This window comes from Deinococcus sonorensis KR-87, assembly GCF_040256395.1.
Lineage (GTDB): Bacteria > Deinococcota > Deinococci > Deinococcales > Deinococcaceae > Deinococcus > Deinococcus sonorensis.
In genome coordinates, this window is the sequence record NZ_CP158300.1 from 305216 (window position 1) to 323575 (window position 18360).

Sequence of the window (18360 nt, forward strand, 5' to 3'; positions counted from 1 at the left end):
CCCCGGGTGCGGGTCAGGCCGGGCCCTACACGATGACCGGCACCGTGAAGAGTGAGCATGGCCAGCCGGTCCCTGACGTGGAGGTCTACGCCGACAACACGCTCCAGTACAACGTGAACCAGACCGGCAGAACCGACGCACAGGGGCACTACCGCATTCCGCTGCCGAAGAACGAGCTGGGCACCTGGCGGGGCGGGGCGATCCTCACCCGTGAGTACCACGGCGTGAACTACCGGTTCGTGCTGGTCGCCGATGACCGCACCGAATTTCCGGCCGAGAAGGGAGCCGTGCGCAACTTCACCTGGAAGCTCACCGGCAAGACCCCCGACGACGGCTATTACGGCGGGTCGCTGTGGATGTACGGCGCGGTAGACGAGCCCGGCTTTGACCTGAGCCGCGTCGAGGTGACCCTGGAACCGGACGGGCCGATCATCGACGGCAGCGCCGGCAAGACGATCAAAGCCTTCCTGTACGGCTCGCAGATCCGGGACATTCCCATCGGCCGCTACCGGGTGACGGCGCGCTACCTGCCGGAGGATGGCCCGGCGCAGCCGGTGCTGATCGCGGAGCGCCGCCCCACCACGTACGCCTCCTCCATGACCGCCGACTTCGAGCGCACCAACACCCTCGGGAACGCCATGCAGTTCACCATCAAGCTGGGCGCCCAGGAGCAGCCGGGAGGGGGAACTGGCTCCATCTCCGGTGAGATCCGCGCCGGGGCGGACGTGAAGGGCGCCGTGGTGGTGGCGTGCGTGATGAACGGCGACACCTGCGACGCGTCTACCCAGCGCGAAACGACCATCGAGACCTCCGGTCTGTCGGGAACCTACCGCCTGGACGGCCTGAAGGCGGGCCAGCCCTACACCCTGTACGGCTGGAAGGACGTGAACGGCGACGAGACGGTGAACAGCGGCGACCTGATCGGCATGTACAGCGACAACCAGCCGGGCACGACCGTCACCGTGCCCAACACGGCCGCCGGGTTCACGCTCCGCCCCCTGAGATGAGCGGGGAGCGCCAGGGCCGGAACACGGATGCTTGCGGCAGGACCCGGAGTGGAGGCACACATGCACCAGAACAGCAGCAACGACCACCCGGTGACGCAGTTGCGCATCTACATCCTGCGCGTCTGGACCGAGGAGGGCCGTGACGGCCCCGTGTGGCGCGCCTCGGCCCGCAAAGGCCCCCAGGGCGAGCGGCGGTACTTCACCAGCGCCGACGACCTGCTGGAATTCATGTACGTCGAATGCTGGAAGCCCTGACCCGAAAGTCGGGAACCCTGCCCCACCCTCCCAGGAGGCGCCCGTGCGAACCCGTCGATGGATGGCCACACTTTCTCTGACCCTGAATGCGGCCCTTGCTGCCCCCGCCGCCCTGCCGCACCTGTCCTTCGATGCCCGCCTGCTCGGCATTCCCGCCAGCGTCCAGACGGTGCAGGCGCAGAAGCGTGAGGACACCCCTGTTCCGCCCTTCTTTCCGCCCCGTCATCTGGAAGCCCTGTTCGGAACAGGGGCCGCGCCGCTGGGCGAACTGGACGTGTATCCGGTTGCGGGCCTCCTCGCCCAGTACCCGGACCCCAGTGACGGCATGCGCGAGCAGATCGACACGCTTCGTTCCCTGGTGAAGACGGGGCGGGCGCCCGCGAACCTGCGGGACGAGATGCCCTTCCTGCCCTGGCAGTATGCAGTACAGGTGCTCCACGCAGCGGTGAAGCCCCTCAACTTTCCCGGGGTGAAGGGGGTGCGGTTCCTGGTCGGCTTCATCAGCCCGGGCGAGGTCGCGCCCCTGGGGCGGCGCGACGTGTTCTACACCTTTCAGGGCCTGTCCAACGACGGGAAGTATGACCTGGAGTTCTGGTACAACGTGTCGCTGCCGGAGCTCCCGCTGGACGCCTACGCCGGGCCCAACCAGCGCGTCATGGATGCCCTGCTGGCGGGAAAGGACGCAGGCCCCGAGTGGGTGACTTCCCTGGACCGCACCGGGCGGCTGTTGAACCGGCTGGGCAACGACGCCCGGCTGACCCGGCTTGACGCATTCCTCCGGACCGTTCGTCTGAAATGAACACCGGGCGTCGCAAGAAGGGAAACCTGGCCAGGGTTGGTGGCGGACCCACACACGACGTCTCACACAGGAGAAAGAGGAGACCGCATGAACATCAGAAGTCTGAACACGGCAAGAGCTGGCCTGCTGATCGCTGGCCTGCTCGCCGGAGGGTTGACCCGGGCGGGCACCGCTGCGCCGGCCCCCTACACGATGAGCGGGGTGGTCCGAACTGCAGCCGGGCAGCCGGTGTCCGGCGTGGAGGTCTATGCCGACAACACCCTGCACTACAACATGAACGCGGTCGGCACCACCAATGCCCAGGGGCGCTACACCATCTCGCTGCCCCGCCGCGAACTCGGCACCTGGCGCGGCGGAGCGCGCCTGAGCCGCGCTTACCACGGGACGGTCTACGAATTTCAGCTCGTGCCCAACGACCGCTCAGAGTTTGCCACCCGGGCAGGCGCCGTGCGCGATTTCACCTGGAAACTCACCGGCCCGCGGCCCGACGGCGGGTCCTACGGAGGCACTCTCTGGATGTTCGTCGCGGTCAACGCTCCGGGCTTTGACCTCAGCCGCGTGGAAGTCACCCTCACCCCGGACGGCCCCATCATTGACGGCAGCGCCGGCAAGGTCATCCGGGGCTTCCTCCAGGGCTCGCAGCTCCGCGATATTCCGATCGGCCGGTACCGGGTGACGGCGCGCTATTTGCCGGAAGCTGGGGCTCCGCAGACAGTTCTGATCGGGGCGCGCAATCCCAGCACGTACGAGCGGTCGATGACAAGTGACTTCCGGCGTTCGAACACGGTCGGTGACGTGCTGGAATTTACTGTGCGGCTGGGCGAGCAACCCACCACGAGCGCGAGTGATCTGCTGTACGTGGCGGGCGAGGCCCACGCGGACGTGGATCTGAAGGGCACGGTGGTCGAGGTGTGCGTGATGAAAGGGGAGACCTGCGATCAGGCCAGCCGGCATACCACGACGATCACGGTGCCCGGCACCAGCGCGGCGTACCGCCTCGACAACCTGCAGGAGCACGCCCGCTACCGGCTCTCGGCCTGGAAGGACCTGAACGGCGACGGCAGAGTGAATGCCGGCGACCTCTATGGCGTCTATGGCGCGGACGTCCCTGGAACCACCGTGACGGCCCCCAACATCTTCACCAGCATCACCCTTGTACGCCTGAAGTGACCGCATGGTTGGAGCGAGGACATGTGCCGGAAGCGGGGGGATCCAGGCCCACTGGAGCAGCGACCCCCGGGTGCTGGCCTGGATCCGGTTTCCACGTTGTGGGAGGGCCGTGACACCAGATTCCAGGCCTGATGATAAGCCGCCTTGGTCTCCCGGCAACATACCCACCAGCCCTTGCTTACGTCCGGATCAGCCGCCACAGGGCATAGCCCCACAGGAGCGGCGTCAATACACCCAGCAGCACCGGCGCCCACATGGGCCAGTTGCTTCCCAGGCCATACAGCGCTGTCAGGGCACACACCACTCCGAGCAGGAACGGCGAGCACAGAAGCAGGAAACCGAAACGCAGGGCCAGCTCAACGAGGTCGCTCATGCGGGGAGCGTAGCTGGAGCTGAATGACCGGGGGATGGCAGGTGTGCAGGATGAAGCGCCGGGGGACCCGAACACCCTGGAGACCGGAGTTCCCGTGACACCGCACCCGGATGGACTGGAACTTCAGGGCCTGAACAGGAGGAATGCAGTGGCCCCGACATGCCCTGAGACATGCCATGCACCCTCCGGAGAGGTGTGGAGTTCATCCGGTGTCCTTTCAGCGCGAGCCGGGTCAATCACAGACAGGGCTGGACCGAGGACCCAGTCATAGGCCGGTCACTGCCATCCAGGGCGGTTCCAACACCCACGGTGGCGCTTTCCCTGAGAAGGTCCAGACCGTCCATCGCTGCGCCTCCTTCTCAGCAGTGGCGTCTGAAGATGCACAGGGCCGTTCCCTTTGCGGTCGGCTTTCAGGTCATCTGTATAAAGAACGGCGGCTCGATTCCGCTCTGACGGGCCATCAGCCACAGCTGGCCTTTGTGGTGAACCTCGTGCTCTCGGTGGAAGTCGATCAGGCGGGAAGCGGGCCAGCGTGCGCCGCCGAACACCGTTAGTTCCTGCTGCAGATTCTGTTCGCTGAGCGCCGAGATCCGTTCGATGACCACCCCGGTGTTGGTGTGCAGCCGTGCGACGGCCTCACTGAGGGAAGCAGACGGAGGCTGCGCTTCCCAGCCGCCTCCGGAGAGCATGCTGATCACGCCCTCGCCGGTGCTGTAGAGATGATCCACAAGGTCTTTGATGCTCCGTCCACCCGGCCAGGGAACGGTGTCGCCGGCCACGTCCGGCACGCGCTCCAGCAGGTCCAGCAGGGCGGCGCGGTGGCGGCGGAACATCTGCGCGTACTCGTCGGCGTCGTAAGGCATCAGAGACCTCCAGCCTCACCTTACTCCTGGACTGGCGGGTGCTGCAGCTGAACATCATGGCCGTGTGACACATGCCTCTTGCCCAGGCCGGGCCACTGCTCTCCGACCGCCTACAGGTCCGAACGCTAAACCGCCCGGCCTGCCCTCAGGTGAGCGGACGGCCGCCGTCCACCGGGATGACACAGCCGGTGCTGAAAGTCAGCAGGGTCGCGGCGGCCAGCACCGCGTTCGCCACCTCCTGCGGCTGGGCAATGCGGCCAAGCGGCGTGCGCTCCGCCTGGGCACGGATGAGGTCCTCGGGCATCCGCTGGGCATACGCGCCGTCCACCCAGCCGGGCGACACGCTGAGCACCCGGATGTCCGGGGCCAGCGCCCGTCCCAGGCTCCTGGTGATCGAGTCCAGGGCCGCCTTGCTGGCGCAGTACGCCACGTTGCTGCCCACGCCGGTGCGCCCGGCGACGCTGCTGATGTTGACCACCAGACCGCGGCCCCCGGCGCGCAGCAGCGGCGCGAAGGCGCGCACGGCCGCGAAGGCGCCCCGCACGTTCACGCGCAGGATGGTGTCGATCCACTCGTCGCTCAAGCCGTCCAGGTCCTCGTGGGGGACGGGCGTGGTGATGCCCGCGTTGTTGACCAGCAGGTCGAGGCGGCCCTCGGTGGCGTGCACGTCGGCGGCGGCGGCCTGCAGCGTCGCGCTGTCGTCCACGCGGGTCAGCACCGCGCGGTGGCGTCCGTTGCCGCCCAGCCGTGCCGCGAGGGCCGTGGCCCGCTCCGCGTCGCCCGCGTACCCCACCAGCACCGTGGCACCCGTCGAAGCCAGCGTGGCGCTGATCTCGGCCCCGATGCCCCCCGCGCCTCCCGTCACCAGCGCCACCTGCCCCTCCAGTGTTCCGTTCACCTTGCCCCCCGGACCGTGTCCCGCCAGATCAGCTCGCCCTGATGCAGTCGTGGTTCGTCGCTCGGCTGCGGGTCCTCCAGCGCCAGCAGCGCGTCCTCGATCATCGCGCCCAGCGGCTGACGGATGGTGGTGAGGCGGTAGGCCAGCCGCGCCGACTCCTGAATGTCGTCGAAGCCGATCACCGACACGTCCTGCGGAACCCGCCGGCCCAGCTGTCGCAGGGCGTCCAGCACCCCGATCGCCACGATGTCGTTGGCTCCGAAAATCGCGTCGGGTCCGTCACCCTCTGCATACAGGTCCAGCGTCGCCTGCACGCCCCAGTCGTACTGAAACGCCCCGGACGGCGCGGCCACCGGTGCAAGGCCCGCCTGTTGCAGCCGGGCCATGAAGCCGTGCAGCCGGTCCTGATGGGTGGACGTCTCCGGGTCGCCGCCGATGAAGGCCAGCCGCCGCGCACCCGTCTCCAGCAGCACCTCGGCGGCCAGCTGCCCGCCGGCATGGTTGTCGCACGCCACCGACAGCAGCCGCTGGCCCGGCAGATGGCGGTTGAACAGCAGCACCGGCACCCCGCCGCGCGCCACGTCGCCCAGGTTGGGCGGCGTGTTGTTCAGGCGCGTCGGGAAGACGATGGCGGCCTCGATCTGGTAGCGGCTGGCGGCGTCCAGCGTGTCCTGAACGTCGCGGCGGGCGTCGTGGGTCAGCAGCAGCGCCCGTTTGCCGCGCGCCTCCAGCGCCTGAGCGAACTGCGAGAGCGCCTGCGGATAGAAGGGGTTGTGCAGGTCGCCCACGATCAGCGCCACGATGCCGCTGCGCTGCGTGACCAGACTGCGGGCGATGGCGTTCGGCTGGTAGCCGAGTTTGCGTGCGGCATCCAGCACCCGCCGGCGGGTTTCCGGGCTGATGTGCGCGCCGGGCGTGAAGGCGCGCGACACCGCCGATTGCGACACGCCGGCTTCCCGCGACACGTCATGGGACGTGACGCGCTGGGTGGACCCGGAAGTCGGTGTGTCGTCTTTCTTCATGGCGTCGCCTTCAGCATAGAGTGCCGGCTCCGGGTGGCGGGTTGAGGATTCCGGAGGTTCCACGGGCCACGCCGGACACCCGGAGCCGCGCTCAGTCCGCTCCGCCCACCGGCGCCGGCTGCCGGTAGCGCTCCACCCGCAGGTCCGCCTGCCGTTGGTGGCCGGCGAAGCCCTCCACGCCGCAGATCACCGAGCAGTGCTGTCCGATGACGACGCTGGCCTCGCGGGTGGCGCGCTGGTACGTGACGGTCTTGAGGAACTTGCCGACCCACAGGCCCCCGGTGTAGCGGGCGGCCCGGCCGGTCGGCAGGATGTGGTTGGTGCCGATGGTCTTGTCGCCGTAGGCCACGTTGGTCTCCGGCCCCAGGAACAGCGAGCCGTAGTTGGTCAGGTGATTCAGGAAGTAGTCGGGGTCGCGGGTCAGCACCTGCACGTGCTCGGAGGCGATCTCGTCGGCCACCTGCACCATCTCGGCGTCGTCCTCGGCCAGCACGATCTGGCCGTAGTCGCGCCACGCCTGACCCGCCACCTCTGCGGTGGCCAGCACCTGCAGCTGCCGCTCGATTTCCGTCACGACCTCGCCCGCCAGCCGCTCGGAGGTGGTCAGCAGCACCGCCGGGCTGTTCGTGCCGTGCTCCGCCTGGCCCAGCAAGTCGGTGGCCACCATCTCGGCGTCCACCGAGTCGTCGGCGATCACCAGCGTCTCGGTCGGGCCGGCCAGCAGGTCGATGCCCACCTGTCCGAACAGCTGGCGCTTGGCCTCGGCCACGTAGGCGTTGCCGGGGCCGACCAGCATGTCGACCGGCTGGATGCGCTCGGTGCCCAGCGCCAGGGCCGCCAGCGCCTGCACGCCGCCCATGATGTAGATCTCGTCCGCTCCGGCCAGATGCATGGTCGCCACCGTGGCCGGGAACGGCTGGCCGTCCTTGGGCGGCGTCACGGCGACCACCCGCGGCACCCCCGCCACCTTGGCGGTCGCCACGCTCATGATGGCGCTGGCGATCATCGGATAGCGCCCGCCCGGCACGTAGCAGGCCACCGAGTTCACCGGCAGCACCCGGTGGCCCAGCCGCACGCCGGGAATGGTCTCGATCTCCACGTCCCGGACCGAGTCGCGTTGCGCCTGGGCGAAGGTGCGGACCTGCTCCAGGCTGAAGCGGATCGAGCTCAGCTGCTCTTCCGGGACCTGGGCCATGCAGGCGGCGATCTGCTCCGCGCTCAGGCGGAAGGTGGGCGGGTTCCAGCCGTCGAAGCGCTGCGACAGGTCCGCCAGCGCCGCGTCTCCGCGTTCCCGGATGTCGGCGATGATGCCGCGTACCGTCTGCTGCACCGAGTCCTGCAGGCTGAGCTTGGTCTGAACGTTCATGCCGGGTTTCAGAATGCGTGCCATAAGGATTCTCCTGAAGAAAAAGGCCGGGTAGCGGACGGCGGACGGGCTCAGTAGCGGGTCTGCGACGCCGCCCGGTCAGCAGTCGGGCCGCGCAGGTCATCCAGCACCTGCCGCGCCGCGCCTTCCAGCAGCGCCACGTCGGAGCCGGCGGTCACGAAGGTGTAGCCGAGCGTCTGGGCGTGGCGCGCCAGCGGCCCGCCCGGGGTGAAGATGCCGGCGATCAGGCCCCGCTGCCGGGTCTCGTGCGCGATGTGCGCCACCGCGGCGGCGGCGGGTCCCGCCTGGAAATCCACGGTGGCCTGCCCGGTCAGGCTGAGGCTCAGGTCAATCGGGCCGACGAAGATGCCGCTCAGGCCCGGCGTGTCGAGGATCTGGTCCAGGTTCTCCAGGCCCTGCGCGGTCTCGATCATTGCGAAGATCAGCGTGAGGTCGTTGGCCCGGTCCGCGTACGCGGCGCCGTGATGCAGGCGGGCCCGGGTGGGGCCGTAGCTCCGGCCGCCGACCGGAGCGTAGCGGCAGGCGTGCACCAGCGTACGGGCCTGCTCCGGCGTGTCGATCATCGGGCAGATCACGCCGGCGGCGCCCGCGTCCAGGGCGCGCATCAGGTCCGGTGGATGCAGCCAGGGCACCCGCACCAGCGCGGCGGCCGGCGTGGCGGCAATGGCCTGCAGGGTAGAGACCAGCCCGCCGTCGGTGATCAGTCCATGCTGCAGGTCCACGGTCAGGGTGTCGTAGCCGGCCTGCCCCATCACCTCGGCGCTGACGCCGCCCGGCAGGTGCAGCCAGCCGTTCAGCACCGTCTCGCCGGCCGCCAGGCGGGCATGCAGCTGTTCCAGACGCTCAGGCATGCGCCACCTCCAGCAGCGCCGCCGAAATGAGCGCCGGGGCGTCCAGCGGCAGGTAATGTCCGGCGTGCGGGACGACCTTCAGCTGGGCCTGTGGGGCCAGCCGCTGCATCTCCAGCGCTAGGTCCGGCGGCGTGACCGGATCATTCTGGCCGGCGAGCAGCGTGAGCGCCCCGCGCCACCGCGCCAAGTCCGGCCGGCTGTCGGGGCGGGTCCGGAGCAGGGCCAGTTGATGGAGAAACGTGCTGGGCCCAACCCGGTGAGCCATCTCTGCCAGCACCGGTCCATGCGGTCCGCCGGCCAGCGCTTCCACCACGCTGCCGAAGTGCCCGGCCCGCACCTGCCGCTCCTGCTCGTTCCAGGTGATGAGCTGCTGCGGTGTCGGTGGGCGAGGATTGGCGCTCAGGAGCGTCAGCCGGGCCACCCGCTGCGGGAGTTGACGCAGCATCTCGAACGCCACGATGGCACCCAGCGAGAAGCCGATCAGATGGAGCGGTCCGGAAATGCCGTCCAGCGCGCCTCGGGCGGCCTCGTTCAAGGACGCGCCCTGGATCGTCGGCACCACGTACGCGCCGGCCGGCAGCTTGACCTCGGTCCATAGCGCCGCGTCACACAACGTGCCGGGCAACAGCACCGTGGGCACGGCTTACTCGTCTCCGAACTGGTGCAGCAGTTGCTCTTCAACCTCGGCAAAGTTGGCGGGCTTGATCATCTTGCCGCTGTCGTCCGCCTCGAACCCGTACTCGCGCGCCTGACGGATGACCTCCGGCGCCCAGTAGGGGTCCTTGCCTTCATAGGCTTCGTGCTTCTCCAACACAGCGAAGATCCAGCTCTCGCCCTCATCGATGCATTCGAAGCCGCGCCACAGCTGAGCGGGCAGGGTGATGTAATCGAATTCCTCCAGGATGGTCTCGCCGTCCACCCGGTCGGCAGACTCGCCCCAGTAGAAGCGCCAGCGCCCGCGCAGCGGCAGGAACGACTCGATGTAGTCGTGGGTGTGGTACGCCGGACCGTTGCCCTGCCGCGCCCGCACCATCCCTATCTGGAAGCCGTGCGGCGAGGTAATGAACGGCGCGTAGGCATCGTTCTCGCTGGCGGTGTCTCCGATTACCGCGTAGTTGTGCCGCTGGTGGCCCGGCAGGACGCTGTCGATGAACATCAGGGGAATCGGACGGGACTTCAGGTCCCGGAAGCGCACCACATTGCCGGTCATGACGCCAAGGTCTTCGGCGGGGGGGGTCGGTCGAGCGTCAGGGGCCTTGGTCATGGTGTCTCCCTTGAAAGCGGCGAACGCGGAGTGGCGAGCACAGCGGCGCCAGCGGTCCTCCGGAGAACCCGGAGGGCCAGTGACGACGCCTCGTGCATACGTATGCACACCGTACTCCGCTCCTGCGGCCCTCGTCAAGCCGCATCTGTGCAGGTCGTCAGAAGCCAGAACGGGCAGAGAACACAACAGCGCCTTCAACGAAAAATGGCCACGAGACCAGCCCATAGCTAACGCCTTCGCCTTGGGTGGCGGCGGATCAACTGTGAAGGACTTGACAAACTCGAAACGGCGCAACTATGGTGTATGCATACGTATGCAGAGCCCGGCTGGTCCAGGCTGCACCGTCACCCCCGCACAGACGGCAAGAGGTGACCGGGTGCAGGGCCGGCGGGTATGACTGCACCGTATCTTCGCCAGCAGCGGTCGTCCGTCCATGTGCCGTTGAAACGTCGCTCAGCGCGGCCCCGGCCTCAGATTCGCCTCAGCACCTTCGCTGCCCCCTGAACTTCACGCCAGCACGGCCGAATCAGGACGGCCAGCCGCCACGCGCCCCACGGCGCGTTGCCCGGAGCCCGTGGAGCACGCACCGCGTGCACCCGCACCGACCTTCGCAGCAATCACCTCGTCAGGAGGACACCGATATGCAGAAAGCAGGCAAGGCAGGGAAGCAGCGGTTGGGACTGTCTCTGGGTCTCGTGGGCGTGCTGGCGGTGGGCATCGTGCCCTCGATGGGCAGCGCCCAGGGCAACGTGGCCTACGGCCTCAAGGCGGGCAAGCCCTACAACGGCACCAAACTCAAGTTCCTGATTTGTTGCCTGGGAGCCGGGCAGTTCGCGCAGCTCAGCAAGCTGACCGGCGAGGGCGGCGAGTTCCAGCAGCTCACCGGCATCTCGGTGCAGTGGGAGAACACGCCCTATGAGGCGCTGCAGCAGAAGGAACTGGTGGAGGCCACCACCGGCAGCACCTACGACGTGGTGTCGTGGGTGGACGCCTGGGGCGAGGCGATCAAGCCGTATCTGGTGCCGCTCAACAGCCGTATTCAGGCGGACAAGGTCAACCTCAAGGACTACCCCAGCGCCTACATCCAGGCGGCCACCGACAGCAGCGGCAACATCATCGGCATGCCGTTCCGTGGTCACCCGCTGGTGATGTTCTACCGCAAGGACGTGTTCGACGCGCTGAAGCTGCCGGTCCCGCGGACCTGGCAGGCGGTGGTCAAGACCGCCCAGACGATCCAGCAGAAAAAGCCCGGCATGGTGGGCCTCTCGACCATGTACGGCGTGAACGCCGGGCAGAACCTGTTCAACTGGGTCAGCATGCTGTGGGGCAACGGCGGCGACATCCTGGACAAGGGCAACCACCCGATCTTCAACAACGCCAAGGGGCTGCAGGCCACCCAGTTCTACATCGACATCCTGCGCAAGGACAAGGTGACGCCCGCCGCCGCGACCACCTACGGCGAGCCCGAGTCGTCCACCCAGATCCTGCAGGGCAAGGCCGCAATGTGGGTCGGCTGGTGGTGGTACTGGTCCAAATTCGCCGATCCCAAGCAGGTGTCGGCCGACGTGCTGAACAACGTGGGCTTCGCGCCCGCGCCCGGCTGGGCCGGCGGCACCACCCAGAACTACGGCCTGGTATGGCCGGTGGGCATCTTCAAGAACTCCAAGAACCAGGACGCGGCCTGGGAGTTCATCAAGTACGTCAGCAACACCGACGTGCAGAAGAAGGTGGCCGCCAACCGCAGCGACCCGGCGCTGGCCGACAACACCATCGTGACCTTCTCGGGCATGAACGACCCGAAGGTCAACGCGGCCAACGGCGGCATCCCCAAGGTGGGCGGCCAGGCGCTCAAGACCGCCCGCACGCTGCCGCAGGTGCGCTCCTGGGCCGAGATTCAGAGCGTGCTGGAGGTCGGCATCAACCAGATGGCCACCGGCGCGGACGTCAAGTCCACCCTCGACCGGATGGCCCGGGACGTGGACGCCATTCAGAAGCGGGCCGGCTACTACAAGTAAGCGGGCGAAGGGTCCGCGGTGGGGGACCCGCTCCGGCGGCCCCCACTGCGGGCATGTCCCGGCGGGTCCGCCTCGCTGAGGCCGTGAACCGCCTGAGCTCTGAACCAGCCGTCATGAGGTGAGCGCTATGGAACTTCCGCAACCCGCCGCCCCGAGTGCCGCTTCCGCTGTCCTGAGGACCCGGAAGCCAAAGGTGAAGGCCGGACAACTCAGAAGCGGCGGCCTGCGCTGGATGCTGCTCGGCCCCGCGCTGGTGGTGATCCTGGCGACGGTGGTGTCGCCGCTGGTGTCGTCCTTCATCACCTCGTTCCGCGACTGGCGGCTGATCTACTCCCCGACCCCCGGCGCGTTCGTGGGCATGGACAACTACACCCGCGCCCTCAGCGACGCCGGCTTTCTCAACAGCCTGCGCGTCAGCGGGCTGTACATGCTGATGTCGGTGACGATGACGCTGCTGATCGGGCTGGGCATCGCCCTGCTGCTGGCCAAGCCGACCCGCCTGAACGTGTTCGCGCGCACGCTGCTGATCTTTCCCTTCGCGGTGGCGCCGGTGCTGAAAGGCTACAGCTGGCGCTTCATGCTCAACCCCGACTACGGCGTGTACGCCAAGATGCTCGGCGCGGTGATTCCGCCGCTCAAGGGGTACCTGTGGCTGGGCCACGAGTTCAGCGCGCTGCTGTCCATCGTGATGTCGGAGGTGTGGGGCTGGGCGCCGCTGTTCGCGCTGATGTTCATCGGGGCGCTGGGGTCTATTCCCGGCGAGACCACCGAGGCTGCCAAGGTGGACGGCGCCACGTCGGTGCAGATCTTCTTCCGCATCACCCTGCCGCTGCTGGCCCCGGTGATCTACATCGTGGCGTTGCTGAAGATCATCTCGGCCTTCAAGATGTTCGACCAGGTGGCGATCATGACCGGCGGCGGCCCCGGAAACTCCACCCAGACGCTGTACTACTACGTGTACCAGGTGGCCTTCCGCAACCTCGACATGGGGTACGCCTCGGCCGTGTCGTACATCCTGGTGGCGATCATGGCGCTGCTGGCGTTCCTGTACGTCCGCGTGCTGCTGAGGGAGCACTGACATGCAGAGCACCGTTCCCACCCGCCCCGCGCCGCGTCGCCGACGTCACCGCCAGGACCCGCCTCGCGCAGGCAGGCGAGACGTTCGGCACGCTGGCCGTCATCTTCTTCGTGCTGTTCCCGCTGGCCTGGATGGTGCTGGCGGCCTTCAAGACTGAGGTGGACGTGTTCTCCACCCGGCTGCTGTTTAAGCCGACCCTCGACAACTTCCGCGCGATCTTCTCGGACCCGATCCTGCTGGGGTCGCACATCTGGGTGAGCGCGCTGGTGTCGTTCCTGACGGTGGCCATCACCGTGCCCCTCGGCGCGGCCGCCGCCTACGTGCTGTCGCGGCACCGCTTCCGGGGGCGCGAGTCGCTGTCGCTGATCATCCTGATCACCCAGTTCATTCCGGCGGTGGTGGTGGCAATTCCCTTCTTCACACTGTTCCGCTCGGCGGGCCTGATCGACACGCCCATCGCGCTCGTCATCATCTACCTCTCGTTCACGCTGCCGTACGCCATCTGGATGCTGCGCGGCTTCTTCGACGCGCTGCCGGTGGAGGTGGAGGAGGCGTCGTTCATCGACGGCTGCAACGAGTTCCAGACGCTGCGGCACGTGACGGTGCCGCTGGTGATGCCGGGCATCCTGGTGTCGGCGGTGTTCGCGTTCATCTCCGCCTGGAACGAGTTCTTCTTCGCCCTGATCCTGACCCGCCAGAACTCGCTGACCCTCCCGATCGCCATTCAGAGCATCTCCGGCCCGCGCGGCCCCGAGTGGCAGCAGCTGGCAGCCGCCGGCCTGCTGGTGATGGTCCCGATCATGGTGATGTCGCTGTTCATCCGCAAGTACTTCGTCGAGGGCATCACCGTCGGGGCCATCAAGTAGATGCCCCGGCCCGCCCGACCTCCACGCGCTGCCCACAGGAACCGTATGGACAACACCACCGACCTGCCCGCCACCACCCCGCCCGTCTTTGACTTTGCGGACCGGCCCGACTACTCAGAGTTCGTGCTGGCCTCGGGAAGTGGCCGCCGCCAGCCGCTGGCCGGCTTCGACCCTGATTACACCGACATTGTGGACTACATCGTCCGCTGCACCCACAAGATCTGGGAGGAAAAGGCCATCGGCCTGATCTACACCCACTACGCCCACAACGTGCTGGTGCACTACTCGAGCGGCATCATGTACGGCCGGGAAGCGATGGTGGTCAACACCATCCAGCGCATCGCCATGTACGCCGAGCGCCGGGCGTTTGCCGACGATGTGATCTGGAGCGGCAACGATCAGGACGGCTTCTACAGCTCCCACCGGGTCTCGAGCGTGGGCACCCACACCGGCTACAGCGAGTACGGCCCGCCCAGCGGGCGCAAAATTCACCGCTGGGGCATCGCCGACTGCTTTGTGCGCGAGAACCGCATCGTGGAGGAGTGGCTGGCCTCCGACACCCTGACCGAGCTGCGGCAGATGGGGTACGACCCGCTGGCCCTGGCGCGGCAGGCGGTGCTGCCAACGACGCCGCACACCCACGGCGAGATTGACCGCCTGCCCACCGGTCAGCAGGCCCCCGCCTTCCTCGACGTGCCAGACGCCAACGAGGACCCGCAGGGTTTCATCCGGGCGGTGCTCGGTAACCTGTGGAACGCGCGGCTGGTGAACATGGTGCGCGAGCACTATGCACCCGGTCATGTGGCCTTCGTGCCCGATTCACGCAAGCTGTACGGGCATGGCGATTACGAGAACTTCGTGATCACCCTGATGGCCAGCTTCCCCGACCTCGCCGTCCAGGTGGACCATCAGTGCGTGCAGGGCGACGAGCGGCGCGGCTACCGGGTCGCCACCCGCTGCACCTTCCAGGGCACGCATGAGGGCTACGGCCCGTACGGCGCGCCCACCGGGCGGCGGATTTTCCTGATCGTGATCAGCCACCACATCATCCGGGGCGGCAAGATCGTGCAGGAGTGGACCATCTTTGATGAGTTCGCGCTGCTGAAGCAACTGCACGGTCAGCTGGGGGCCGGCGCGTGACGCACCCGGAACCGCAGCACCCCGTCTTCGACTTTGCAGACCGGCCCGACTACTCGGAGTTCGCGCTGGCCTCAGGAAGTGGCCGCCGACAGCCGCTGGCCGGCTTCGACCCTGACTACACCGACATCGTGGACTACATCGTCCGCTGCACCCACAAGATCTGGGAAGAGAAGGCCATCGGCCTGATCTACACCCACTACAGCCACAACGCCATCGTTCATACCTCCAGCGGGACCATCTACGGCCGCGAGACGGTGGTGCGCAATACCGTGCAGAACCAGGCGATGTGGGGCGACCTGCGCGCCTACGCCGACGACGTGATCTGGAGCGGCAACGATCAGCAGGGCTTCTACACCTCGCACCGGCATGCGAACACCGCCACCCAGAGCGGCTACACCGAGTTCGGGCCGCCGACCGGGCGCAAGATTTCGTACTGGGGCATCGCCGACTGCTTCATCGTGCAGAACAAGATCGTGGAGGAGTGGCTCACCCACGACGGCATCACGGTGGTGCGGCAGATGGGCTACGACCCGGTGAGTCTGGCGCGGCAGGCGGTGCTGCCGGCCACGCCGCACACCCACGGCGAGATTGACCGCCTGCCCACCGGTCAACAGGCCCCCGCCTTCCTTGACGTGCCTGATGCCCAGGAGGACCCGCAGGGCTTCGTGGCCGCCCTGATGCAGAACCTGTGGAACGCGCGACTGGTGAACATGGTGCGCGAGCACTATGCACCCGGTCACGTGGCCTTCGTGCCCGACTCGCGCAAGCTCTACGGGCACGGCGACTACGAGAACTTCGTCATTACCCTGATGGGCAGCTTCCCGGACCTCGCCGTCACCATCGGGCACCAGTGCGTGCAGGGCAGCGCCGAGCGCGGCTACCGGGTCGCCACCCGCTTCATCCTGCAGGGCACGCACGAGGGCTACGGTCCGTATGGTGCGCCCACCGGTCGGCGGATGTTCCTGATCGGCATCAGCCACCACGTGATCAAAGCCGGTCAGGTGGTGCAGGAATGGACCCTCTTTGACGAGTTCGTGCTGCTGAAGCAGCTGTACGGCCAGCTTGGAGGCGTGGGTGGCTGAAGCGGTCCGGCCGGAACCAGACGTCGCCGGAGAGGTGCTGCGCCGGACCCACCAGCTGTGGGACGACCGGGCCGTCGGGCTGATCTACACCCAGTATGCCCACAACGTTCAGATTCACCAGGACGTCGCCGACCAGATTGGGCAGGAGGCCGTGGTGACGGACGCCATCCGCACCCTGGCGGCCTTTCCGGACCTGCGCCTCGTCGGCCATGAGGTGATCTGGAGCGGCAACGCGCAGGACGGCGTGCACAGCTCTCACCGGGCCGTTTGGTGCGGCCACCACCTGGGCCACGGCCGGTACGGCCCGCCCACCGGGGGCCGCATTCACTGCCGTGTGATCACCCAGCAGGACATGCGGGGTGGTCGCGTGGTGCAGGAATGGCGGGTGCGCGACGAGCTGGCCGTGATCCGGCAGCTGGGCCTGGACGGGTGGGCCCTGGCCCGCAGTATGGCCGAAGCGGATGGGGTTCACACGGCCGGGTTCGGTGAGCTGGCGCGCGGCCACGGCCAGCGGCCCCCGCCGACCACCCTGGACGGCGACCCGGCGGACCCGGAGGCGCTTCCCGGCCTGTTGTACGGCCTGGTCTGGAACGGCCGCATGTTCAACCTGCTGCGGACGTATTACGCCGACGACGCAGTGATCTGGGTGCCCGGACACCGCCGGCTGGCGACGCTCCAGGCGCGGATGCACTACGTCCTGCAGCTTCTGGCCGCCTTCTCGGACGGCGCCATGCAGCTAGAGCAGGTGACCTGGACCGGCACGGAGCCATTGGGCTTCCGGATCGCGGCCCGCTGGACCTTCCAGGGCACCCATGACGGCCCCGGCCTGTACGGGGCGCCCACCGGCCGCCGGGTACGCGTGATGGGCATCAGCCACTTCGAGGTCCGGGGAGGCCGGATCGTGCGCGAGAGCATGCTCTGGAACGAGTTCGCGCTCCTCGTCCAGCTGTCCCGGCCCGGCTAGCGCCTCACCCGCCCTTTCCCTCTTCCCCTTCCTTCTCCCACAGGAGCCGCTGCATGGAATACTTCAAGAAAGCCCCGCCTCAGGCCGCCGCCGTCAGCCAGGAAATCCGCGATACGGTGTCCCGGATCATCTCGGACGTGGAGCGTGAGGGTGTGGACGCCGTCCGCCGCTACAGCGAAAAGTTCGACGGCTTCGCCCCAGCCGAGTTCCGGCTCTCGGAACAGGACATTCACGCCCAGCTGGCCGGCATTGACGAGGAGGTCACGCGGGCCATCGACTTCAGCATTCAGCAGGTCAAACACTTCGCCGGGCTGCAGCGCCGCACCCTCATCGACTTCGAGGAGGAGACGCTGCCGGGCGTCACCATCGGCCAGAAGCAGATACCGGTGAACGCGGTCGGCTCGTACATCCCCGGCGGGCGCTACCCGATTCTGGCCTCCGCCGTGATGACCATCGGCGTGCCGAAGGTGGCGGGCGTGAAGCGCATCGTGGCGTGCGCACCGGTGCAGCGCGGCACCGGGCGGGTCAACGCACTTCAGCTGTACGGCATGGTCAAGAGCGGCGCCGACGAGATCTACGCGATTGGCGGCGCGCAAGCGATGGCGGCGATGGCCTTCGGGCTGGACGGCGCGCCCCCGCTGGAGGCGGTGGACATGATCGTGGGGGCCGGCAATGCCTACGTGGCGGAAGCGAAGCGGCAGCTGTTCGGCGTGGTGGGCATTGACCTGCTGGCCGGGCCCACCGAGATCTGCATCCTGGCGGACGAGAGCGCCGACCCGGAGAAGGTGGCGGCGGACCTGCTCGCGCAGGCGGAGCACGGCACCAACTCGCAGTCGGTGCTGATCACCACCTCACGGGCGCTGGCGCAGGCGGTCACGCAGGAGATCGAACGTCAGCTCGCGGCCCTGCCCACCGCCGACGCGGCGGGCACTTCCTGGCGCGACTACGGCGAGATCCTGCTGGTGGACTCGGACGAGGAGATGGTCACGGTGTCGGATCAGGTGGCCTCCGAGCACCTGGAGGTGATGACCCGGGACCCCGACTGGTACCTGCAGCGCCTGACCAACTACGGCTCGCTGTTCCTGGGCCAGAATGCCACGGTCGCTTACGGCGACAAGGGCATCGGCACCAACCACGTGCTGCCGACGAGCAGGGCGGCCCGGTATACCGGCGGGCTGTGGGTCGGCAAGTTCATCAAGACCGTCACGTGGCAGCGGGTCGCGGACGACGCGAACCAGACGGTGGCCCCGCCCTTCATCCGGATGGCGGACACCGAGGGCATGATCGGGCACGCCGACTCGATGCGCCTGCGGCTGCGGTAACGCC

19 protein-coding genes are annotated in these 18360 nt (G+C 67.9%); 11 read left to right on the forward strand and 8 right to left on the reverse strand.

What is annotated here, in order from left to right; genetic code table 11:
* Window positions 1-44: 44 nt before the first annotated feature.
* The 4 genes from ABOD76_RS21435 (at window position 45) to ABOD76_RS21450 (ending at window position 3231) form a co-directional block, all read left to right on the forward strand.
* Entirely contained in the window at window positions 45-1007 is a 963-nt protein-coding gene (locus ABOD76_RS21435; RefSeq protein ID WP_350245397.1) for a hypothetical protein, read from the forward strand.
* 60 nt (window positions 1008-1067) lie between these two features.
* On the forward strand, window positions 1068-1262 hold the full coding sequence (locus ABOD76_RS21440; RefSeq protein WP_350245398.1) for a hypothetical protein: 195 nt from the start codon (window positions 1068-1070) through the stop codon (window positions 1260-1262).
* A 43-nt stretch (window positions 1263-1305) separates the two neighbouring features.
* Window positions 1306-2061, forward strand: a complete 756-nt coding sequence (locus tag ABOD76_RS21445) for a hypothetical protein (protein ID WP_350245399.1) — start codon at window positions 1306-1308, stop codon at window positions 2059-2061.
* 87 nt (window positions 2062-2148) lie between these two features.
* Window positions 2149-3231: a carboxypeptidase-like regulatory domain-containing protein gene (locus tag ABOD76_RS21450; RefSeq protein ID WP_350245400.1), complete on the forward strand. Its 1083-nt coding sequence runs from the start codon at window positions 2149-2151 to the stop codon at window positions 3229-3231.
* 178 nt (window positions 3232-3409) lie between these two features.
* Here ABOD76_RS21450 and ABOD76_RS21455 read toward each other — a convergent pair whose 3' ends face one another.
* From ABOD76_RS21455 to ABOD76_RS21490, 8 genes are all read right to left on the reverse strand, one after another.
* Window positions 3410-3604, reverse strand: coding sequence for a hypothetical protein (locus ABOD76_RS21455; protein WP_350245401.1), 195 nt, complete (start codon window positions 3602-3604; stop codon window positions 3410-3412).
* A gap of 410 nt (window positions 3605-4014) precedes the next feature.
* Entirely contained in the window at window positions 4015-4467 is a 453-nt protein-coding gene (locus ABOD76_RS21460) for a DinB family protein (RefSeq protein WP_350245402.1), read from the reverse strand.
* 145 nt (window positions 4468-4612) lie between these two features.
* The gene (locus tag ABOD76_RS21465; protein ID WP_350245403.1) at window positions 4613-5365 is read right to left on the reverse strand and encodes an SDR family NAD(P)-dependent oxidoreductase; all 753 of its coding nucleotides are present in this window, start codon (window positions 5363-5365) and stop codon (window positions 4613-4615) included.
* Entirely contained in the window at window positions 5362-6387 is a 1026-nt protein-coding gene (locus ABOD76_RS21470) for a LacI family DNA-binding transcriptional regulator (protein WP_350245404.1), read from the reverse strand. Before ABOD76_RS21470 ends, ABOD76_RS21465 begins: the two co-directional genes overlap by 4 nt.
* Window positions 6388-6478: 91 nt before the next feature.
* Complete coding sequence (hisD, locus tag ABOD76_RS21475; protein ID WP_350245405.1) at window positions 6479-7777, reverse strand: histidinol dehydrogenase; 1299 nt, start codon at window positions 7775-7777, stop codon at window positions 6479-6481.
* 47 nt (window positions 7778-7824) lie between these two features.
* Window positions 7825-8625, reverse strand: a complete 801-nt coding sequence (locus ABOD76_RS21480) for an HpcH/HpaI aldolase family protein (protein WP_350245406.1) — start codon at window positions 8623-8625, stop codon at window positions 7825-7827.
* Entirely contained in the window at window positions 8618-9265 is a 648-nt protein-coding gene (locus ABOD76_RS21485) for an alpha/beta fold hydrolase (protein WP_350245407.1), read from the reverse strand. Before ABOD76_RS21485 ends, ABOD76_RS21480 begins: the two co-directional genes overlap by 8 nt.
* 3 nt (window positions 9266-9268) lie before the next feature.
* On the reverse strand, window positions 9269-9889 hold the full coding sequence (locus tag ABOD76_RS21490) for a cupin domain-containing protein (RefSeq protein ID WP_350245408.1): 621 nt from the start codon (window positions 9887-9889) through the stop codon (window positions 9269-9271).
* Between the two features lie 641 nt (window positions 9890-10530).
* Here ABOD76_RS21490 and ABOD76_RS21495 point away from each other — a divergent pair.
* The 7 genes from ABOD76_RS21495 to hisD (ABOD76_RS21525) all read left to right on the forward strand — a co-directional run bounded on the left by ABOD76_RS21495 (window position 10531) and on the right by hisD (ABOD76_RS21525) (window position 18356).
* Complete coding sequence (locus ABOD76_RS21495; RefSeq protein ID WP_350245409.1) at window positions 10531-11904, forward strand: ABC transporter substrate-binding protein; 1374 nt, start codon at window positions 10531-10533, stop codon at window positions 11902-11904.
* Between the two features lie 193 nt (window positions 11905-12097).
* Window positions 12098-12982 (forward strand): carbohydrate ABC transporter permease, encoded by an 885-nt coding sequence (locus ABOD76_RS21500; protein WP_350245410.1) that lies wholly within the window; start codon window positions 12098-12100, stop codon window positions 12980-12982.
* Window positions 12983-13092: 110 nt separating this feature from the next.
* Window positions 13093-13848 carry a carbohydrate ABC transporter permease gene (locus tag ABOD76_RS21505; protein ID WP_350245411.1) on the forward strand — a complete coding sequence of 252 codons (756 nt, stop codon included), beginning with the start codon at window positions 13093-13095 and terminating at the stop codon, window positions 13846-13848.
* Window positions 13849-13893: 45 nt separating this feature from the next.
* Window positions 13894-14988 (forward strand): ester cyclase, encoded by a 1095-nt coding sequence (locus tag ABOD76_RS21510; protein ID WP_350245412.1) that lies wholly within the window; start codon window positions 13894-13896, stop codon window positions 14986-14988.
* The gene (locus ABOD76_RS21515) at window positions 14985-16070 is read left to right on the forward strand and encodes an ester cyclase (protein WP_350245413.1); all 1086 of its coding nucleotides are present in this window, start codon (window positions 14985-14987) and stop codon (window positions 16068-16070) included. Before ABOD76_RS21510 ends, ABOD76_RS21515 begins: the two co-directional genes overlap by 4 nt.
* Entirely contained in the window at window positions 16063-17034 is a 972-nt protein-coding gene (locus ABOD76_RS21520; RefSeq protein WP_350245414.1) for an ester cyclase, read from the forward strand. Before ABOD76_RS21515 ends, ABOD76_RS21520 begins: the two co-directional genes overlap by 8 nt.
* A gap of 53 nt (window positions 17035-17087) precedes the next feature.
* Window positions 17088-18356 carry a histidinol dehydrogenase gene (gene hisD, locus ABOD76_RS21525; RefSeq protein WP_350245415.1) on the forward strand — a complete coding sequence of 423 codons (1269 nt, stop codon included), beginning with the start codon at window positions 17088-17090 and terminating at the stop codon, window positions 18354-18356.
* Window positions 18357-18360: the final 4 nt, after the last annotated feature.

Bases quoted from the DNA above. Each gene is read 5' to 3' on its own strand.
- hisD (WP_350245405.1), bottom strand. From the start codon at position 7,777: ATGGCACGCATTCTGAAACCCGGCATGAACGTTCAGACCAAGCTCAGC.
- ABOD76_RS21490 (WP_350245408.1), bottom strand. From the start codon at position 9,889: ATGACCAAGGCCCCTGACGCTCGACCGACCCCCCCCGCCGAAGACCTT.
- ABOD76_RS21450 (WP_350245400.1), top strand. From the start codon at position 2,149: ATGAACATCAGAAGTCTGAACACGGCAAGAGCTGGCCTGCTGATCGCT.
- ABOD76_RS21455 (WP_350245401.1), bottom strand. From the start codon at position 3,604: ATGAGCGACCTCGTTGAGCTGGCCCTGCGTTTCGGTTTCCTGCTTCTG.
- ABOD76_RS21460 (WP_350245402.1), bottom strand. From the start codon at position 4,467: ATGCCTTACGACGCCGACGAGTACGCGCAGATGTTCCGCCGCCACCGC.
- ABOD76_RS21495 (WP_350245409.1), top strand. From the start codon at position 10,531: ATGCAGAAAGCAGGCAAGGCAGGGAAGCAGCGGTTGGGACTGTCTCTG.
- hisD (WP_350245415.1), top strand. From the start codon at position 17,088: ATGGAATACTTCAAGAAAGCCCCGCCTCAGGCCGCCGCCGTCAGCCAG.
- ABOD76_RS21440 (WP_350245398.1), top strand. From the start codon at position 1,068: ATGCACCAGAACAGCAGCAACGACCACCCGGTGACGCAGTTGCGCATC.
- ABOD76_RS21480 (WP_350245406.1), bottom strand. From the start codon at position 8,625: ATGCCTGAGCGTCTGGAACAGCTGCATGCCCGCCTGGCGGCCGGCGAG.
- ABOD76_RS21510 (WP_350245412.1), top strand. From the start codon at position 13,894: ATGGACAACACCACCGACCTGCCCGCCACCACCCCGCCCGTCTTTGAC.
- ABOD76_RS21470 (WP_350245404.1), bottom strand. From the start codon at position 6,387: ATGAAGAAAGACGACACACCGACTTCCGGGTCCACCCAGCGCGTCACG.